The following is a 17,294-nucleotide window of genomic DNA, read 5'->3' as shown; positions in this document are numbered from 1 at the left end:
TGGTACGGACCTGCCGGCGGTTTTGCCGACAGGCTTGCCAGCACCGCCTCGCATCCGGTATGAGAGCGGTCCGAGCAACCTCGCGAGAGCCGAGCCGTGACGCCTTCGTCCGCCCGCTGCTGTTCCGCGACCCCGGCCGCCAAGCGGCTTGCGGGGAACGCTCTCCTTCTGTCCGGACTGCTTCTTCTTAGCCGCCCCTGAGGGCCGGCCGGGCTTCGTGCCTGGGCGCTCAGGGGATGACGCCCGAACGAACTCGCAGACGACATTCCGAGCCGATGAGAGCCGCCCCGCGGCGCCGGCCGACGCGACAGAAGGAAAAGCCGATGTCCACCTCCGCCCATGATCGCATCGTGATCTTCGACACCACGCTGCGCGACGGTGAACAGTGCCCCGGTGCCTCGATGACCTTCGAGGAGAAGCTCGAGGTCGCCGAACTCCTCGACGCGATGGGTGTCGACGTCATCGAGGCCGGCTTCCCGATCGCCTCCGTCGGCGACTTCGAATCGGTGGCCGAGATCGCGCGCCGCGCCGACCGCTCGGTGATCGCCGGCCTCAGCCGCGCCATCCCGGCCGACATCGCGCGCGCCGGCGAGGCGGTGAAGCATGCGCGCCGCCCGCGCATCCACACCTTCGTCTCGACCTCGCCGATCCATCTCGAGCACCAGATGCGCAAGACGCAGGACCAGGTGATCGACATCATCACCGCCACGGTGGCGCAGGCGCGCAACCTGGTCGAGGACGTCGAGTGGTCGGCGATGGACGCCACCCGCACGCCGATCGACTATCTGGCGCGCTGCGTGGAGACCGCCATCAAGGCCGGCGCCACGACGATCAACCTGCCCGATACGGTCGGTTATGCGACCCCGTCCGAATACGAGGCGATGTTCCGCCAGGTGCGTGAGCGCGTCCTCGACCGCGTCTCCAACCCCGAGGCGATCGTCTTCTCGACCCACTGCCACAACGATCTCGGCCTCGCGGTGGCGAACTCGCTGGCCGGCGTCGCCGGCGGCGCGCGGCAGATCGAGTGCACCATCAACGGCCTCGGCGAGCGCGCCGGCAACGCGGCGCTGGAGGAGATCGTCATGGCGATCAACACCCGCCGCGACGTGCTGCCCTACGAGACCGGCATCGACACCACCATGCTCACCCGCGCCTCGAAGATGGTGTCGGCGGTGACCTCGTTCCCGGTGCAGTACAACAAGGCGATCGTCGGCCGGAACGCCTTCGCCCACGAGAGCGGCATCCACCAGGACGGCATGCTCAAGAACAACACCACCTACGAGATCATGACGCCGGAGAGCGTCGGCGTGACCAAGACCTCGCTGGTGATGGGCAAGCATTCCGGCCGTGCCGCCTTCCGCGACAAGCTCAAGGCGCTCGGCTACTCGCTGGGCGAGAACGCGCTGAACGACGCCTTCACCCGCTTCAAGGACCTCGCCGACCGCAAGAAGGTGGTCTACGACGAGGACATCGAGGCGCTGGTCGATCACGAGATTGCCGTCGCCCATGACCGCATGAAGCTGGTCTCGCTCTCGGTCATCGCCGGCAGCCACGGCCCGCAGCGCGCCACCATGAAGATGGAGGTCGACGGCCACGTCATCACCGAGGAATCGGCGGGCAACGGGCCGGTGGACGCCACCTTCAACTGCATCCAGGCAATCGTGCCGCACAGCGCCAAGCTCGCGCTCTACCAGGTCCACGCGGTGACCGAGGGCACGGACGCGCAGGCCGAGGTGTCGGTACGGCTCGAGGACGGCGACAAGGCGGTGACGGGGCGCGGTTCCGATCCGGACACGCTGGTCGCCTCGGCGCAGGCCTACATCATCGCGCTGAACAAGCTGCAGGCGAAGCGCAACAGCCTCAACGCCCAGGCGCAGTCCGCCGCCGGCTGAGCCGCGCCTCCGGCCGAACCATCGTCGAAGTGGCGCCGTCCCGCCTTTGCGCGGGGCGGCGCTTTCGTGTGCGGCGCCCCGTGCCATATTGATGCCGGAACGATGGGTGATGTCCGAACCCATACACCCGCCAGAACCTCCCGCAGCCCGCGTTCCAGGCCGTTGCGCGCCATGACATCCCGTTCCGCACGATGAACGTTGCGAGCGTGCCATTCCCGGGCCTTACCGGCGACGACCTGTCGGGCCGGCTGGCCGCCCCGCCGCGCCTGCGAAGGGGTGGCGTGGACCTGCTCGCCTCGCTGGTTCTGCACGGTGGGCTGCTCGCGCTGATGCTGCTGGTGGCGATCGCCCCGCCGCTGCCGGTGCCCGAGCCGCCGGCGATCCAGACCGAGGTCATCAGCCAGCGCGACTTCGATCTCCTGCGCGGCGTCACGGCGGCACCCGCGCCGGCTCCTGCGGCTGAGCCCGAACTGCCGCCGCCGGCGGCGCCCTCCGCTCCGCATCCGCGATCGGGCGGGGCAAGGGCGCAGCCCGACATGGTGCGCCCCTCGCGCATGTTGTCCGAGCAGGCGCTGGCCAATCCGCGCAGCCGCGGCCTGCGCCGCGCCCTTGCCGGCCTCGCCGAGGAGGAGCGCATCGCCCAGCTCTGCGACCTCGAGGCGATGGAGCAGATCCATGCCTGGCGCGACGAGTTCCAGCCCGACCGGCTGGTCGACTACGCGCTGTCCGACACGCGCATGGAAGGGCAGACGCTGGTCGCCCCGCGCGGCGCCTTCCGCAGCCGGCACCAGTGGTACGAGGTGTCGTTCCAGTGCGAGCTCGATGCCGGCTGGCGCAAGGTCGCCGGCTTCGCCTTTCATGTCGGCGAGCCGATCCCGCGCGAGGAATGGGCGGCGGACAATCTCGCCGCCGTGCACTGAGCTCAGGGGGCGGGCAGCACCACGCCGCATTCGGCGAGCACATGGGCGCCGAGGGCGGCGACAAGCGCGTCGGTCACCTCGGGCTCCCGTGCCAGCATCTCCCCGTCCAGCGCCGTCACCGGCCGGATGAAGCCCACGCTGTTGGTCAGGAACACCGCGTCGGCGCCGTGCAGCGCCTCGGGCGCCAGCGGACGCTCCTCGACGGCGAGGCCGAGCTTCGGCGCGGCCTCGATCACCAGCGCGCGCAGGATGCCCGGCAGGCAGCCCTCGCCGAGCGAGGGGGTGATGAGCCGGCCGGCGATCAGCACGAAGACGTTGGCGATGGTCGAGCAGCACACGCGCCCGCGCGTGTTGAGGATCAGCGCGTCGTCCACTCCCGCCGCCACCGCCTCGCGCGCGGCGAGGATGTGGTCGAGATAGCCGAGCGTCTTCAGGTTCGCGGTCGGGGAGAACTCGTTGCGCCGGCCGGTCGCGGTGACGAGCCGCGCGGGCTTGCCGAGCAGCGCCGCGCTCCACGCCGCGCGAGTCGTCACCAGCGTCGGCTCGCCCGTGCTTGCCGGCCACAGGCCGCGCGCGGCGGTGCCCCGCGTCAGCGTGGTGCGCAGGATGGCGGGCTCTGCGCCGGGAGCGGCCTCGATCGCCGCATCAAGGGTGGCCTCGATCCGCGCGCGCTCGACGCCGATGCCGAGCAGGCGTGCAGCCTCGAGAAGGCGCGCCACATGGCGCTCGCGGGCAAAGACGCGGCCGCCGAGCGCAAGCGCGGTGTCGAACACGCCGTCGCCCAGCGTGAAGCCGCGGTCCTCGACGTCGATGGTCGTGCTCACGCGGCGGTTTCCCTGGTCCGTGCCAGCTTCAGGAAGTTCGCGAGCAATTCGTAGCCCGGTCCCGTGAGGACCGATTCGGGATGGAACTGCACGCCGTAGGTCGGGTGCTCGCGATGGGCGAGGCCCATGATCTCCCCGTCCTCGCTCCAGGCGGTGGGCACCAGCGCGGACCCCTCGTCCAGCTCCACGGCCAGCGAATGATAGCGCGCGGCCGGGAACGGGGAGGGCAGGCCGGCGAACACGTCGCTGCCGTGATGGCGAATCTGCGAGGCGCGCCCGTGCATCGGCTCCTTCGCGCGCACCACGCGTCCGCCGAAGGCCTGCCCGATGCACTGGTGCCCGAGGCAGATGCCGAGGATCGGCAGGCGCCCGGAAAGGGCGCGCACCGCCTCCAGCGAGATGCCCGCCTCGTTGGGCGAGCAGGGGCCCGGCGATACGACCAGCGCGTCCGGCTGCCGTGCCTCGATGGCGGCGAGGTCGAGCGCGTCGTTGCGCGCCACCTCGACCTCGGCGCCGAGCTCGACGAGGTAGCGTGCGACGTTGAAGACGAAGCTGTCGTAATTGTCGATCAGCAGGATCACGGCGCCGCCTCCCTCATCGCCGCCTCCCTCACCGCGCAGGCCGGAAGGCGCGGAACAGGCGCTCGGCCTTGGTCAGGCTTTCCTCGTGCTCCGCGCCGGGGTCGGAGAGGGTGGTGATGCCGCCGCCCACGCCGAAGCTCGCCTCGCCCTTCTCGACCGTTACGGTGCGGATGGCGATGTTGAAATCCATCGCGCCGTCGAAGCCGACATAGCCGATGGAGCCGCAATAGACCCCGCGCGGCCGGCCCTCCAGCTCGTGGATGATCTCCATGGCGCGGATCTTCGGCGCGCCGGTGATCGAGCCGCCGGGGAACGAGGCCTTCAGCAGGTCGAGCCCGTCGTGCTCCTCCGCCAGCTCGCCGGTGACCACCGAGACGAGGTGGTGGACGTTGGCATAGGTCTCGAGCCCGCACAGGCGGGGCACCTTCACCGTGCCGGGCCGGCACACGCGCGAGAGATCGTTGCGCAACAGGTCGACGATCATGACGTTCTCGGCGCGGTCCTTCTCGCTGGCGGTGAGCTCGCGCCCGCGATGGGCGTCGAGCGTCGGCTCGACCGAGCGCGGCACCGTGCCCTTGATCGGGCGCGTCTCCACCTGTTCGCCGACGAGACGCACGAAGCGCTCGGGCGAGGAGGAGGCGATGGTGCGCTCGCCATTGACGATCAGCGCCGCGAAGGTCGCCGGATTGGCGCGGCGGAGCTGGTCGTAGAGCGCGAGCGGATCGGCCTCGCCGATCGCGGCGGCGAAGCGCTGGGTGAAGTTGGCCTGGAAGATGTCGCCGGCGCGGATGTAGTCGATCACCCGCGTCACCGCGGCGCGGTAGCCGGCGGCATCGAAATTCGAGCGCCACTCCCCGGCGACCACCGCCGGGCCGAGCGCGGGCAGGGGGCCGGCGAGACGCGCGGAGGCTTCCTCGAGGCGTTCGCGGGCGCGGCGGGCGCGGCGGCCGGCGTCCTCCTCCGGCCAGCCGGTCGAGACGATGAAGGCGCGCTTGCCCATCGTGTCGAAGGCGACGACGAGGTCGTAGAAGCCGAGGTCGATCTGCGCCCCTTCGCCCGGCTCGGGCGCGGAGGTCGGGAAACGGTCGAACAGCCGGCCGGCCTCATAGGCGATGTAGCCCGCCGCGCCGGCCTGGAAGGTCATTTCGCCCGGCAGGCGGGGCTGGGCGAAGGCGTGGAGCCGCGCGCGCAGCGCCTCCAACGGGGCGGAGGCCTCGCGCTCGCCGTTCCAGCGCGCCTGCCCGTCCTCGACACGGAAGCGGCCGAAGGGCTGCGCCATCACATAGGACCAGCGCCCCAGCACGGGGTGGGTCATGGCGCTGTCGAGGAAGGTCAGCCCTTCCCGATCGCCACCGGCCAAGCGCCGCGCGGCCTGCCAGGGGTCCTGGAAGGCGATCTCGACGACGAGAGGCGGCGGCTCGTGAATCATCGCCGGAATATGGAGTGTCCGGCGGCATCTTCCTAGATCGCCCGGCAGTCAAACCGGCTGCACCCAAGCGCAAAGCCGTCACATCTACCTCGGAGCGGCGCCGCAACGCTGGGGCAGGGCGGCGCGGGTAGGGCAAACGACATGAAGGCGGCCGCGCCGCGCCGCCGCGCGGTCGCGTTTTCCGCAGCGGAAGACGCCGCCGCGTGGGCGGTTCGCGTCATCCACAGGGTGAATTAGGCGGGCCAGGGGGTATGGACACGCCCCGGCAGCTTTGCTAAACGACCGCGGCTCGCGGGGCTCAACCCCGCGACATTCGGTTCCGGGCGCATAGCTCAGTTGGTAGAGCAGCTGACTCTTAATCAGCGGGTCCTAGGTTCGAGCCCTAGTGCGCCCACCACCGCATCCCATTGAAGGATCAGCGGTTTTCGGAACCGGATCACGCCCACAAGCGCAAAGCGTTCCCCATCACATTCCCCGGCGTCTCGGGAACGTGTTCACCCGGCGTTCCTTCTGGCAATTGGCAGCGCGGCGACGCGGGCAGTCTTCTTCAAGGTGCTTCGATTGTAGCGCTGGGTCGTGCTCACCTGGGTATGTCCAGCGGCGTTCATGACGTTGCTGTCGATGGCGCCCTCAACTCCGCGCCCCCACGCAGAGCCCGTCTGCGCCAGCCACCTCCGGTAACGTATCGGCACCCCGCCGGTCGACATCCGGGCGGTGTCATCGGCCTCCTTTTACATCTTCGGAAACACCGCGGACATACCCGGGAAATCGATCCTTGGGATAGTTCGCCTCGTCCGGTCGCGCTTCCCAGACGTCATGCCGTCTCGGCGTGCCGGTACAGCAACGAGGTGGCCCGTTCGCCGTTGGCGCAGTCCGCCCCGTAAGTAACCGGGGCGGGATTGACGCTCCGTCTCGGCCTGGAGCCAGACGCGTTGCCTGCCCCCTGTCAGGCGATGCGTTTGGCTCCTCATTTCTTCATGGATCGGCGACGGCTGTGTACGGTTCGACTGCTTTCCTCCGGACTTTTCGACTTGCCTTCCTCACCTGCGGCCTCGCCAGCGGCGCAGCCTCGGGTGCTTGGGCGCAGACCCTCGATCAGGCGCTCGCCTCCGCCTACGACGCCAATCCCAGCCTCAATTCGCAGCGCGCGGCCACCCGGGCGGTGGACGAATACGTGCCGATCGCGCTGTCGGGCTACCGCCCGCAGATCTTCGGCAGCGCCTCGATCGGCTCGCAATGGGTGGAAGGGCGCTACGATGCCGGTATCGGTTCCGTGACCAGCCACTACAAGACCGACCCGTCGAGCTTCGGCATCACCATCAGCCAGACCATCTATGACGGGCTGAAGACCGCCAATTCGGTCCGCGGCGCCGAGGCGCAGGTGAAGGGCCAGCGCGAATTGCTGCGCAACACCGAGCAGACCGTCCTGCTCGACGCCGCCACCGCCTACATGAACGTGCTGGAGGACGGCGCGCTGCTGGAATTGCGCCGGCAGAACCTCACCGCGTTCGAGGAGGAGCTGAAGTCGGCCCGCCAGCGCTTCGCCGTCGGCGAGATCACCCGCACCGATGTCGCCCAGGCGGAGGCGAGCGTCGCCGACGCCAAGAGCACGCTGGCCGAGGCGACCGCCAACCTCAAGACCGCCGACGCGGTGTTCGTCCGGGTGACGCAGCTCCAGCCGCAGCAGCTCTCGCCCGCGCGGCCGGTCGACGGCCTGCTGCCCGCCTCGCTCGACGCCGCCCTGGCCTCGGGCCTCACCCGGCATCCGGCCATCCGCGCCGCGCAATACGCGATGGACCAGAGCGCGACCGAGGTGAAGGTGGCCGAGGCGGCGCTCTCGCCGACGCTGTCGCTCAACGGCTCGGCCACCAACCAGTACAACTACTATTCCGACGGCGACCGCATCGAGCGCGGGACCGACGTCGCGGCCACGCTCAACCTGTCCGTGCCGATCTACCAGGGCGGCGCCGAGTATTCCTCGATCCGCCAGAGCAAGGAGAAGCTGACGCAGGCCCGCATCGATATCGATACCGAGCGCGACCAGGTGCGGGCGAGCGTCCAGCAGTACTGGAGCGGCCTGCAGGCGGCCAAGGCCGCGATCGAATCGGCGCAGGCCTCGGTCGCCGCCAACGAGATCGCGCTCAAGGGCGTGCGGGAGGAGTGGCGGGTCGGCCAGCGCACCACGCTCGACGTGCTGAACGCCCAGACCTCGCTGTTCGAGGCGCGGGCGAGCCTCGTCACGGCCCAGCGCGACCGGGTCGTGGCCTCGTTCTCGCTGCTCTCGTCCGTGGGCGAGCTCAGCGCGGGCCGGCTAAAGCTGAAGGTGCGGGCCTACAACCCGAAGGTCCATTACGACCAGGTTCGCGATGCCTGGATCGGCGTGCGGACCCCGGGCGGTCAATGAGCGATGCCCGCCGCAAGCCCGCCCGCCTCCGCACGGGTCGGCGGCCGGGCCGGCGCGAAGACGGACGTGCAGACCGGCGGCAGCTCCCTACTGGCCGGACTGGATCTTGGCGAGTTCGCCGAGCGAGGACCAGTCCTTCGCTTCGCCTTCGGTGGCGATCATCGTCATCAGCCGGTCGCGCAGCAGGCTGCCGATGGGCAGGGGCACCTTCAGCTCCTCCCCGGCGGCGAGGGCGAGGCGGACGTCCTTGGCTCCCAGAGGCAATGCGAAGCCCGCCGGCTCATAGGCGCGGTCGACGATGAGCTGGCCGTAGGTCCGGTAGACCGGGGCGGAGAACAGCGTCGAGGTGAGCAGGTCGAGATAGGCCTGCTGGTCCACCCCGCCCTTGGCGACCAGCGCCAGCGCCTCGCCGAGGCTCTCGATCACCGAGGCGATGAGGAAATTGCCGGCGAGCTTGGCGAGGTTGGCCTGCTGCGGGTCCTCGCCCATCACCTGCGTCATGCGGCCGATGGCGGCGAAGGCGGGTGCGAGCCGCTCCAGCGCCGCTCCGGGACCGGCGGCGACCACCGCCAGCTCGCCCTTGGCCGCGACATCCGGCCGGCCGAACACGGGGGCGGAGACATAGACCTGTCCCGCCTGCGCATGCGCCTCTTCAAGCCGACGGGCCATCGCGGTGCCGATGGTGCTGGTGCCGACATGGATGGCGCCGCGGGCGAGGTTCGCCACCAACCCGTGCGGGCCGAGCACCACCTCCTCCAGCGCCGCGTCGTCCGGCAGGCTGGTGAAGACGATCTCCTCGCCCGCCGCGAGGGCGGCGAGGTCGGGGGCGACGGTGGCGCCCTGCGCGGCCAGCGGCTCCGCCCTCGCGGGGCTGCGGTTCCACACCGTCACCTCGTGCCCGGCCCGCAGCAGCGCACCGGCCATACCCGATCCCATCAGTCCCAGCCCGACGAAGCCGACCTTCATGACGCTTTCCTCCCACTCGGGCCGGCTCGCGGTTCACACCGCCGAGGAGCGGGCCCACAGATTGATGTCCTCCTCGGTCGCCCAGCGGTCGATCTCGCCGAGCTCCTCGGGGGTGAAGTCGAGATTACGGATTGCGCCGACGCAGTCGACCACCTGCTGCGGGCGCGAGGCGCCGATCAGCGCCGAGGTGATGCCGCCATCGCGCAGCACCCAGGCGAGGGCCATCTGCGCCAGCGTCTGGTCGCGGCGGGCGGCGATCGCGTTCAGCTTGCTGAGGTGCTCGAGCGCGCGCGCCGAGAGCGCCTCGGGCTTCAGCGTCTTGCCCTGGGTGGCGCGCGAGCCTTCGGGAATACCGCCGAGATACTTGTCGGTGAGCATGCCCTGCGCCAGCGGGGTGAAGGCGATGGAGCCGATGCCGAGCTCGGCGAGCGTCTCCTTCAGCCCGTCGCGCTCGACCCAGCGGTTGAGCATGTTGTAGCTCGGCTGGTGGATCAGGCAGGGCGTGCCGAGTTCCTTCAGGATCGACGCCGCCTCGCGGGTGCGCTGGGCACTGTAGGAGGAGATGCCGACATAGAGCGCCTTGCCCTGACGCACCAGCGTGTCGAGCGCGCCCATGGTCTCTTCCAGCGGCGTGTCGGGATCGGCCCGGTGCGAATAGAAGATGTCGACATAGTCGAGCCCCAGCCGCTTCAGCGACTGCTCGCAGGAGGCGATCAGGTACTTGCGGCTGCCCCAGCTTCCATAGGGGCCGGGCCACATGTCGTACCCCGCCTTGGTGGAGACGATGAGCTCGTCGCGATAGCCGGCGAAGTCGGTGCGAAGGATTTTGCCGAACGCCTCCTCGGCCGAGCCGGAGGGCGGGCCGTAATTGTTGGCGAGGTCGAAATGGGTGATGCCGTGGTCGAAGGCGGTGCGGCAGAGCTCGCTCTTCAGCGCGTGCGGCCGGTCATGGCCGAAATTGTGCCACAGGCCGAGCGAGATCGCCGGCAGCTTCAGCCCCGAGCGGCCGCAGCGGCGATAGACCATGGTCTCGTAGCGGTTCTCGGCGGGGACGTAGGGCATGGGGAAAGGTCTCCAGAGGCAATGAAAGGGCGGCGTGCCGGCCTCGCGGCCGCGGGCAGGGGGTGCGCGGCGCGGTCAGCCGTCGCCCTCCATCCAGCGCCGGAAGGCGTCGGCATGGTCGGGATGCCAGCGCGACAGGGCGGGGCGGTTCTCCAGAATGTCGCCGAAGCCCCAGCGCATGCGCCGGATGTCGATGGCGCGGTCGACCTCGTTGTCGGGGCACAGGATGTAGAAGTCGCCCGCCGCCATGCCCGCGAGCATGAAGTCCGCCACCTGTTCCGGCGTCCAGGCGCCGGGCGGCTTCTGCTCGACGCCGCGCCGGCGGGTGAAGCCGGTATAGGTGAAGCCGGGAATGAGCAGATGCGCGGAGACGCGCCCGGAGGTCGCCCCGACCAGCTCGTGCGAGAGCGATTCCGTCAGCGCCTTCAGCGCCGCCTTGCTGACATTGTAGGCGGTGTCGCCCGGCGGCAGGGTGATGCCCTGCTTGGAGCCGGTGCAGATCACGGCGCCGGGGAGGTCGGCGGCGATCATGTCCGGCACGAAGAGCTGGAGGCAGTGGATCGCGCCCCAGAGGTTGGTGTCGAGCGTGCGCCGCCAGACCTCCTCGCCGGCGAACAGGCCGCCGCCGCCCTCGCGCCCGGCATTGCTGAGCAGCACGCCGACCGGACCAAGCGCGTCGGCCCGCGCCTTCAGCGTCGCAATCTCGTCGCGCACGCGCACGTCGGTGGGCTGGGCCACGGCGTCGATGCCCTCGGCCGCGAGCGATGAGCGGGCATCGTCGAGCGCCTCGCCCGGCAGGTCGGCGAGCAGCACCTTCATGCCGGCCGCGCCGAGCCGCTGCGCCGCCGCAAGGCCGATGCCGCTGGCGCCGCCGGTGATGACGGCGACATGGCCGGGTCGGATGGCCGGATGGGAGGTCATGCGTTTGTCTCCTGGTTCGGGCGGCCTCGCCTGGGGCCGGTCATCAGGGCGGATGCCGGCGAGGCGGCAATGGCGATGCCCGCGGGCCCGCCCCTTGGCCGAACCCGCGCCTCGATCTGTCCGGCCTTGAGAATAATCGGTTTGTGCTGGCGGAGAACGGCTTAATTGTTTAGCCAGGCTCAATGATGCGGTGAGGAGACGGCAAGGATGGCCTATCGTGGCGGCCCCGATCTGAGCGATCTGCAGGCCTTCGCGGCGATCGTGCGCCACCTCAGCTTCACCCGCGCGGCGATCGAGCTCGGCGTCTCGACCTCCGCCCTCAGCCACCGCATCCGCCGGCTGGAAGCGGGGCTGGAGGTGCGCCTGCTCAACCGCACCAGCCGCTCGGTCGTGCCGACCCAGGCCGGGGCGGCGCTGGCGGAGCGGCTGGCGCGCGGCTTCGAGGCGATCGGCGACGCGCTGGGCGCGCTCGACCTCCACCGCCGCTACCCGGTCGGCCGCCTGCGGCTCAACGTGCCGCACGACGCGGCGCGGCTGCTGCTGGCGCCGGTGATCGGCGAGTTCGTCGAGCGCTACCCGCAGATCCATCTCGACGTGATCGCCGACGACCGCCCGGTCGACATCGTCGCCGCCGGCTTCGACGCCGGGATACGCTATGCCGACCACGTGCCCGGCGACATGATCGCGATGCAGGTGACGCCGCCGCTGGACTGGGTGGTGGTCGGCGCGCCGGCTCTGCTCGACCGTCTCGGCCGGCCGCGCACGCCCGACGACCTCGCCGACTATCCCTGCATCCAGATGCGGATCGGCGACAGCACCTCCTTCCCGTGGGAGCTCGGGGAGGGCGAGCGCCTGCGCCGGCTGGACGTCTCCGGCCCGCTCAGCTCGAACGACACCGACTATTCCATCGCTGCCGCGATCGAGGGCGCCGGGCTCGCCTATTGCCTCGCCTGGCGGGTGGCGGCCGAGCTGACGGCGGGGACGCTGGAGGTCGTGCTGCCGGACTGGGCCTCGCCCGGCGCGCCGTTCGCGGTCTATTATCCGAGCCGCCGGCAGCCGCCCCCGGGTCTGCGCCAGCTCGTCGAGCTGCTGAAGCGGCGCTCGCGGCTCGGCTGATGCCGTGCCGGTGCCTGCATCCGGCGCCTCGGCCTCATGGCGGGATGTTGCGGGCGGGCGGTGGGATACCCATCTGTCGGGCCCTGCGCGGAAGGAGCCACCACCATCGACGCGACATCCATGATCTGTGCGCACTGCCAGCGCTGCGGCCGCCGTTCGGCGCTGGGGAGGGGGGATTCGACGCTCCTCACCGTGCTCGAGGAGGACGCGCCGCGGCTGCGCTGCGACATGTGCGGCTGCCGGCGGGTCCGGCTGTTCCGGGCGCGCGGGCCGGCCGAGATGCTGGCCTTCCTGACCGGGCGCATCTGACGGGCAGCCCTGAACCAATCGTGCGCTGGAACGTTGATCCGCGCGAGTTCAGTGACCGAGGAAGCGACAAGGAGGGTGCATCATGGCCGAGGGTGACAAAGTGCCGAATGGCGTGGCGCGGGAAGCGGTGGACCAGGAAGCGGCGGCCGGCGCTGGGCGCGCAAGCGCCGCGCGGGCCAAGGCAGCGGCCGGAACCCGTTCGACGCGCTCGTCTTCCGAATCCGGCTCGCGCGCAGGGGCAAACGACGCGTCCGCCGCACGCGGGGCCCGCGAGAGCGCCCGTGCGACCCGCGAAGCGGTGGCGCACCTGCCCGGGCTCCCCCCCCGCCACTATTCATTCAACGCCCTCGTCGCGGCCGGCGTGCTGGGCTTCGTCATCGGGCGCATCTGCGCACGCTGACCGCGAGGGAACCGGGGCGGCCGATGGTCCCGCCCCAGATGGAAAGACATAGATGCAGACCCTAACTGTCCGCCACGTGACCCATTACAGCTATGCCAATCCGGTGGAGTTCCAGCCCCACCGGCTGATGCTGCGCCCGCGCGACAGCCATGATCTGCGCCTCGTCAACGCCGAGCTGTCGATCTGGCCGCACGGCAATGTGCGGTGGCTGCACGACGTGTTCGGCAATTCGGTCGCGGTGGTCGACTTCATCGAGCCGTCGAACGAATTGAAGATCGAGAGCGTGCTGACGCTGGAGCGCTATGGGGCCGGCGGCCTGCCGTTCGAGCTGGAGGAGAGCGCGAGGGACTATCCGTTCGTCTATTCCTCGGACGACCGGATCGACCTCGGCCGCATGCTCGACTGCCACTATCCCGACCCCACCGGCGAGCTCGAGACGTGGGCCAAGGGCTTCGTCGCCGCGCGGCCGACCGACACGATGGCGCTGCTGACCGACATCAACAACGGCATCCACCAGGGCTTCACCTACCAGATGCGGCACGAGGAGGGCACGCAGGCCCCACTCGAGACGCTGCGGCTCGGCACCGGCTCCTGCCGAGACTTCGCGCTGCTGCTGATCGAGGCGGTGCGCGCGCTCGGCTTCGGCGCCCGCTTCGTCACCGGCTATCTCTACGATCCGGCGCTGGACGGCGACGATTCGGCGGTGGTCGGCGCCGGGGCGACCCATGCCTGGGCCGACATCTACCTTCCGGGCGCGGGCTGGGTCGAGTTCGACCCGACCAATGGCAGCATCGCCGCCGACAACCTGATCCGTGTCGCCGTCACGCGCGACCCGAGCCAGGCGGTGCCGGTGGCGGGCGGGTTCACCGGTCTGCTGGGCGACTATCTCGGCATGACGGTGGACGTCTCGGTGCGCTCCCATGCGGAGCCGCTGGCGGCCTGAGGCGCTAGCCGGTAACATTTCCCCGCCGGGCATTTCATGGCGGGAGAGGGCAATGAGCTTTCAGGTCTGGGCCTGGCTGGGACTGCTGGCCTACACGTTGCACATCATGGAGGAGTTCGCCTTCGACTGGCGGAACTGGGCGCGCGACGTCATCAGGCTGCCGGTCGAATGGAGCGATTTCTACGTCACCAACGCGGCGGTGGTGATCCTCGGCTTCGCGCAGGCCCAGATCTCCTATGCGCTGCCGGTGGCGGCGCTGACCTTCGCGGCGCTGATGCTGATCAACGCGACCTTCTTCCACGTGGTGCCGATGATGGCGACGCGCGGGCGCTTCTCGCCGGGCACCTTCACCGCGGTGCTGCTGTTCTACCCGGTGGCGCTCGGCATCTACCGCAGCGCGGCGGCCGAAGGACAGGTCTCGACCGTGACGGTGATCGGCTCCGTGGTCGGCGGGGCGCTGCTGATGGCCTATCCGGTGGCGATGATGCGGCTCAGGGGCCTGCCCTATTTCAGGCAGACCCCCGAGGGGAGCGTCGGCGTGGATCAGGCGTCCACGTCCTCCAGCGTCGGGTAGTCGGTGTAGCCGGTGGCGCCACCGCCATAGAGGTGGTCCTTGTCGACCTCGTTGAAGGCGACGCCGCGCCGCAGCCGCTCGACCGCGTCGGGGCTGGAGATGAAGGCCTTGCCGAAGGCGACGAGATCGGCCCGGCCGGAGGCGACCGCCTCTTCCGCCATCGTCTTGTCGTAGCCGTTATTGACCATCCACGTCCCGCTGTAGCGCTTGTGCAGGGCCTCGAAGTCGAAGCCGGGCACGATGTCGCGCGACCCGCCGGTGGCGCCCTCGATCATGTGGACATAGACCGGGCCGAGCTTCTCCAGCACGTCCACCACATGGGCGAAAAGGGCGGCCGGGTCGCTGTCGGAAATTCCGTTGGCGGGCGTGACGGGCGAGATGCGGATGCCGGTGCGGCTGGCGCCGATCTCGGCGATCACGGCCTCGACCACCTCCTTCATGAAGCGCACGCGGTTCTCGATCGAGCCGCCATAGGCATCCGTGCGCTTGTTGGCGCCGTCACGCAGGAACTGGTCGATCAGGTAGCCGTTGGCGCCGTGGATCTCGACCCCGTCGAAGCCGGCGCGGATGGCGTTCGCCGCCGCCTTGCGGAAGTCGTCGACGATGCCGGGGATCTCCTCCAGCGTGAGCGCGCGGGGCTCGTCGGTCGGCTGGAAGCTGTTGTTCACATAGGTCTTGGTGTCGGCACGTACGGCCGAGGGCGCCAGCGGCGCGGCGCCGCCGGGCTGGAGCGAGCGGTGCGAGACCCGGCCCACATGCCAGAGCTGCACGAACATGCGCCCGCCCTTGGCGCGGACCGCGTCGGTGACGGCCTTCCAGCCCTCGACCTGGGCGTCGGTGAAGATGCCGGGCGTGTCCTGGTAGCCCTGGGCGGTGGCGGAGACCTGCGTCGCCTCGGTGACGATGAGGCCGGCAGTGGCGCGCTGGCCGTAATATTCGACGGCGAGCGGAGAGGGGACCAGCCCGGCGGCGGCGCGGTTGCGCGTCAGCGGGGCCATGACGATGCGGTTCGACAGCGTGATGTCGCCGAGGCGATAGCTGTCGAACAGGGACGGCGTGGAGGTCATGCTCACGTCCTTCGATCTCAGTGAGGAGTCTATCAGGTCGGACATAAGCATTGCGGTGCAGCATGCCAGAGCCCCGGCGGGTGAGGAGCTGGCATGCAGATACTGCATGACGTGTGGTATGGCGCGATATAATAACGTTGCTTATATTATCCCTCGTAAGGAGCTTGCCATGCCCACCATGCCCCAGGACGACGTGCTCACGGTGATCCACGAGGTCGCGCATCTCATGCGCATCCGCTTCGACCAGCGTGCGCGCGCCTACGGCATGACCCGGGCGCAGTGGGTCATCCTGCTCAAGCTGCGCCGCGGGCCCGCGCCGACACAGAACGAGCTGGCCTCGATGATCGAGGTGGAACCGATAACGGTGGCGCGTCTTGTCGACAGGCTGGAGGCAAGGGGCTTCGTCGAACGCCGGCACGATCCGAACGATCGGCGCGCCTGGCGCCTGCATCTGCTGCCGGCGGCCGGGCCCATCATCGACGACATCGCCGTCGTGCGGGCCGAGGTGCTGGCCCAGCTCCTCGGCGACACCGTGGACGAGAAGGAAGTCGCGGCCGTCGATGCGACGCTGCGCAAGATGAAATCGAACCTGCAATCGGCAGACGGGCGCACCAGCGCCGCTGCTCCGTAAAGAGAACCGCCATGCTCGATCGTACCCGCGCCCCCGGCGACACCGATCCGGCCGAGGTGACCAGCGAACGTCCCGCGACCCCCATCGAAACCCCGCGGCCCCTCCCGGCAGCGGCGCCCGCGCTCGCGCCTTCTCCGGCGCCTGCCCCTGCTGCCGCTCCCGCTCCCAGGCGCAAGCGGCGGCTGCGCTCGGTGCTGATGCTCGGCGGCATCGCCGTGGTCGCGATCGGCGCCGGCTATTTCTGGCTCACCGGCGGGCGCTACGTCTCGACCGACGACGCCTATGTGCGCGCCGCCAAGCTCATGGTCTCCACCGACGTCTCCGGCATCGTCTCCGATGTCGACGTGAAGGAAGGCCAGAAGGTCAAGGCGGGCGACGTGCTGTTCCGCATCGATCCGCGCCAGTACGAGATCGCGCTCGCCAACGCCAAGGCGAACCTCTCCGAGACGGCGCTGGACCTCAAGGCGCAGAAGGTTGACTACCAGCGCATGCTGAGCGACATCGCCGCGCAGCAGGCCGTGGTCGAGAACGACCAGGCGACCTTCGACCGCTACGCCAAGCTGGTGAAGGATTCCGCCGCTCTGTCGAAGGCGCAGTATGACGACGCGCGCTTCGCGCTCGACGGCGAGCAGCGCAAGCTCGACTCGCTGCGCAAACAGGCCGAGGTCGCGCTGGCCAAGCTCGGCGGCAACCCCGATTTCGACGTCGAGCAGCACCCGCAATATCTGCAGGCCAAGGCGGCGGTCGACGAGGCCCAGCGCCAGTACGACCACGCCACGGTGCGCGCGCCCTTCGCCGGCACGGTGACAGGGGTCGATTCGCTGCAGCCCGGCCTCTACCTCGTCGCCGCCACCGCGGCGCTGACCAATCAGGGCGCGGTGGGCCTCGTCTCCGCCGACAAGGTGTGGATCGATGCCAACATCAAGGAGACCGACCTCACCCATGTGAAGGCCGGCGACAAGGTCGATGTGACGATCGACGCCTATCCCGACCGCACCTGGCAGGGCACGGTGCAAAGCATCGCGCCGGCGAGCGGCTCGGAATTCTCTGTCCTTCCGGCCGAGAATGCGAGCGGCAACTGGGTGAAGGTGGTCCAGCGCGTGCCCGTGCGTGTCACGGTCGAGAGCGCGAAGGACGATCCCCCGCTGCGCGCCGGCATGAGCGCGGTGGTGTCGATCGACACCGGCCAGAAGCGCTCGATCGGAAGTCTGATCTCCGACGTGATCTGATCGCCCGCGCGACCCGACCCGCCGAA

General features: G+C 69.9%; 17 protein-coding genes and 1 tRNA gene. 11 read left to right on the top strand and 7 right to left on the bottom strand.

The features are described from left to right. The first annotated feature begins 323 nt into the window (after positions 1–323). Together NVS89_RS13880 and NVS89_RS13875 are read left to right on the top strand one after the other, a co-directional pair. On the top strand, positions 324–1,892 hold the full coding sequence (locus NVS89_RS13880) for a 2-isopropylmalate synthase (protein ID WP_258733353.1): 1,569 nt from the start codon (positions 324–326) through the stop codon (positions 1,890–1,892). A 191-nt stretch (positions 1,893–2,083) separates the two neighbouring features. Next, positions 2,084–2,812, top strand: coding sequence for a DUF930 domain-containing protein (locus NVS89_RS13875; RefSeq protein WP_258733352.1), 729 nt, complete (start codon positions 2,084–2,086; stop codon positions 2,810–2,812). Positions 2,813–2,814: 2 nt separating this feature from the next. On the opposite strand, the gene NVS89_RS13870 is transcribed toward NVS89_RS13875, so the two are convergent. Genes NVS89_RS13870 through pabB form a run of 3 tightly spaced genes read right to left on the bottom strand, consistent with a single transcriptional unit; the run spans position 2,815 to position 5,646 of the window. Further along, complete coding sequence (locus NVS89_RS13870; protein WP_258733351.1) at positions 2,815–3,636, bottom strand: aminotransferase class IV; 822 nt, start codon at positions 3,634–3,636, stop codon at positions 2,815–2,817. Further along, a complete protein-coding gene (locus tag NVS89_RS13865; protein WP_258733350.1) occupies positions 3,633–4,217 on the bottom strand; it encodes an anthranilate synthase component II in 585 nt (194 codons plus the stop codon). Before NVS89_RS13865 ends, NVS89_RS13870 begins: the two co-directional genes overlap by 4 nt. A gap of 28 nt (positions 4,218–4,245) precedes the next feature. Then, positions 4,246–5,646, bottom strand: a complete 1,401-nt coding sequence (gene pabB, locus NVS89_RS13860) for an aminodeoxychorismate synthase component I (RefSeq protein WP_258733349.1) — start codon at positions 5,644–5,646, stop codon at positions 4,246–4,248. Positions 5,647–5,967: 321 nt separating this feature from the next. Here pabB and NVS89_RS13855 point away from each other — a divergent pair. Beyond that, positions 5,968–6,043, top strand: a tRNA-Lys gene (locus NVS89_RS13855). A 597-nt stretch (positions 6,044–6,640) separates the two neighbouring features. Then, entirely contained in the window at positions 6,641–8,050 is a 1,410-nt protein-coding gene (locus NVS89_RS13850) for a TolC family outer membrane protein (protein ID WP_258733348.1), read from the top strand. A gap of 87 nt (positions 8,051–8,137) precedes the next feature. Here NVS89_RS13850 and NVS89_RS13845 read toward each other — a convergent pair whose 3' ends face one another. The 3 genes from NVS89_RS13845 to NVS89_RS13835 form a co-directional block, all read right to left on the bottom strand. Continuing rightward, positions 8,138–9,016 (bottom strand): NAD(P)-dependent oxidoreductase, encoded by an 879-nt coding sequence (locus NVS89_RS13845; protein ID WP_258733347.1) that lies wholly within the window; start codon positions 9,014–9,016, stop codon positions 8,138–8,140. A gap of 33 nt (positions 9,017–9,049) precedes the next feature. After that, positions 9,050–10,078: an L-glyceraldehyde 3-phosphate reductase gene (mgrA, locus tag NVS89_RS13840; RefSeq protein WP_258733346.1), complete on the bottom strand. Its 1,029-nt coding sequence runs from the start codon at positions 10,076–10,078 to the stop codon at positions 9,050–9,052. 75 nt (positions 10,079–10,153) lie between these two features. Then, positions 10,154–10,999, bottom strand: a complete 846-nt coding sequence (locus NVS89_RS13835) for an SDR family NAD(P)-dependent oxidoreductase (RefSeq protein ID WP_258733345.1) — start codon at positions 10,997–10,999, stop codon at positions 10,154–10,156. 207 nt (positions 11,000–11,206) lie between these two features. On the opposite strand from NVS89_RS13835, the gene NVS89_RS13830 reads away from it, so the two are divergent. From NVS89_RS13830 to NVS89_RS13810, 5 genes are all read left to right on the top strand, one after another. Further along, positions 11,207–12,115, top strand: a complete 909-nt coding sequence (locus NVS89_RS13830; RefSeq protein ID WP_258733344.1) for a LysR substrate-binding domain-containing protein — start codon at positions 11,207–11,209, stop codon at positions 12,113–12,115. Between the two features lie 120 nt (positions 12,116–12,235). Further along, positions 12,236–12,424 (top strand): hypothetical protein, encoded by a 189-nt coding sequence (locus NVS89_RS13825; protein ID WP_258733343.1) that lies wholly within the window; start codon positions 12,236–12,238, stop codon positions 12,422–12,424. Between the two features lie 82 nt (positions 12,425–12,506). Then, on the top strand, positions 12,507–12,824 hold the full coding sequence (locus NVS89_RS13820) for a hypothetical protein (RefSeq protein WP_258733342.1): 318 nt from the start codon (positions 12,507–12,509) through the stop codon (positions 12,822–12,824). A gap of 52 nt (positions 12,825–12,876) precedes the next feature. After that, entirely contained in the window at positions 12,877–13,767 is an 891-nt protein-coding gene (locus tag NVS89_RS13815) for a transglutaminase family protein (protein ID WP_258733341.1), read from the top strand. Between the two features lie 52 nt (positions 13,768–13,819). After that, the gene (locus NVS89_RS13810; RefSeq protein WP_258733340.1) at positions 13,820–14,341 is read left to right on the top strand and encodes an HXXEE domain-containing protein; all 522 of its coding nucleotides are present in this window, start codon (positions 13,820–13,822) and stop codon (positions 14,339–14,341) included. On the opposite strand, the gene NVS89_RS13805 is transcribed toward NVS89_RS13810, so the two are convergent. Beyond that, a complete protein-coding gene (locus NVS89_RS13805) occupies positions 14,311–15,408 on the bottom strand; it encodes an alkene reductase (protein ID WP_258733339.1) in 1,098 nt (365 codons plus the stop codon). The two genes, NVS89_RS13810 and NVS89_RS13805, sit on opposite strands and share 31 nt — an antisense overlap. 178 nt (positions 15,409–15,586) lie before the next feature. On the opposite strand from NVS89_RS13805, the gene NVS89_RS13800 reads away from it, so the two are divergent. Together NVS89_RS13800 and NVS89_RS13795 are read left to right on the top strand one after the other, a co-directional pair. Beyond that, on the top strand, positions 15,587–16,039 hold the full coding sequence (locus NVS89_RS13800) for a MarR family winged helix-turn-helix transcriptional regulator (RefSeq protein WP_258733338.1): 453 nt from the start codon (positions 15,587–15,589) through the stop codon (positions 16,037–16,039). 11 nt (positions 16,040–16,050) lie between these two features. After that, complete coding sequence (locus NVS89_RS13795; protein ID WP_258733337.1) at positions 16,051–17,268, top strand: HlyD family secretion protein; 1,218 nt, start codon at positions 16,051–16,053, stop codon at positions 17,266–17,268. Positions 17,269–17,294: the final 26 nt, after the last annotated feature.

The organism is Ancylobacter mangrovi, assembly GCF_024752355.1.
GTDB lineage: Bacteria > Pseudomonadota > Alphaproteobacteria > Rhizobiales > Xanthobacteraceae > Ancylobacter > Ancylobacter mangrovi.
The sequence above is the reverse complement of the archived record's forward strand: the minus strand, read 5'-3'. Positions and strand labels throughout refer to the sequence as shown.

Coding starts and splice junctions, on each gene's coding strand:
- NVS89_RS13835 (WP_258733345.1), bottom strand. CDS start 10,999: ATGACCTCCCATCCGGCCATCCGACCCGGCCATGTCGCCGTCATCACC.
- NVS89_RS13825 (WP_258733343.1), top strand. CDS start 12,236: ATGATCTGTGCGCACTGCCAGCGCTGCGGCCGCCGTTCGGCGCTGGGG.
- NVS89_RS13880 (WP_258733353.1), top strand. CDS start 324: ATGTCCACCTCCGCCCATGATCGCATCGTGATCTTCGACACCACGCTG.
- NVS89_RS13815 (WP_258733341.1), top strand. CDS start 12,877: ATGCAGACCCTAACTGTCCGCCACGTGACCCATTACAGCTATGCCAAT.
- NVS89_RS13810 (WP_258733340.1), top strand. CDS start 13,820: ATGAGCTTTCAGGTCTGGGCCTGGCTGGGACTGCTGGCCTACACGTTG.
- NVS89_RS13805 (WP_258733339.1), bottom strand. CDS start 15,408: ATGACCTCCACGCCGTCCCTGTTCGACAGCTATCGCCTCGGCGACATC.
- pabB (WP_258733349.1), bottom strand. CDS start 5,646: ATGATTCACGAGCCGCCGCCTCTCGTCGTCGAGATCGCCTTCCAGGAC.
- NVS89_RS13795 (WP_258733337.1), top strand. CDS start 16,051: ATGCTCGATCGTACCCGCGCCCCCGGCGACACCGATCCGGCCGAGGTG.
- mgrA (WP_258733346.1), bottom strand. CDS start 10,078: ATGCCCTACGTCCCCGCCGAGAACCGCTACGAGACCATGGTCTATCGC.
- NVS89_RS13820 (WP_258733342.1), top strand. CDS start 12,507: ATGGCCGAGGGTGACAAAGTGCCGAATGGCGTGGCGCGGGAAGCGGTG.
- NVS89_RS13875 (WP_258733352.1), top strand. CDS start 2,084: ATGAACGTTGCGAGCGTGCCATTCCCGGGCCTTACCGGCGACGACCTG.
- NVS89_RS13830 (WP_258733344.1), top strand. CDS start 11,207: ATGGCCTATCGTGGCGGCCCCGATCTGAGCGATCTGCAGGCCTTCGCG.
- NVS89_RS13800 (WP_258733338.1), top strand. CDS start 15,587: ATGCCCCAGGACGACGTGCTCACGGTGATCCACGAGGTCGCGCATCTC.
- NVS89_RS13845 (WP_258733347.1), bottom strand. CDS start 9,016: ATGAAGGTCGGCTTCGTCGGGCTGGGACTGATGGGATCGGGTATGGCC.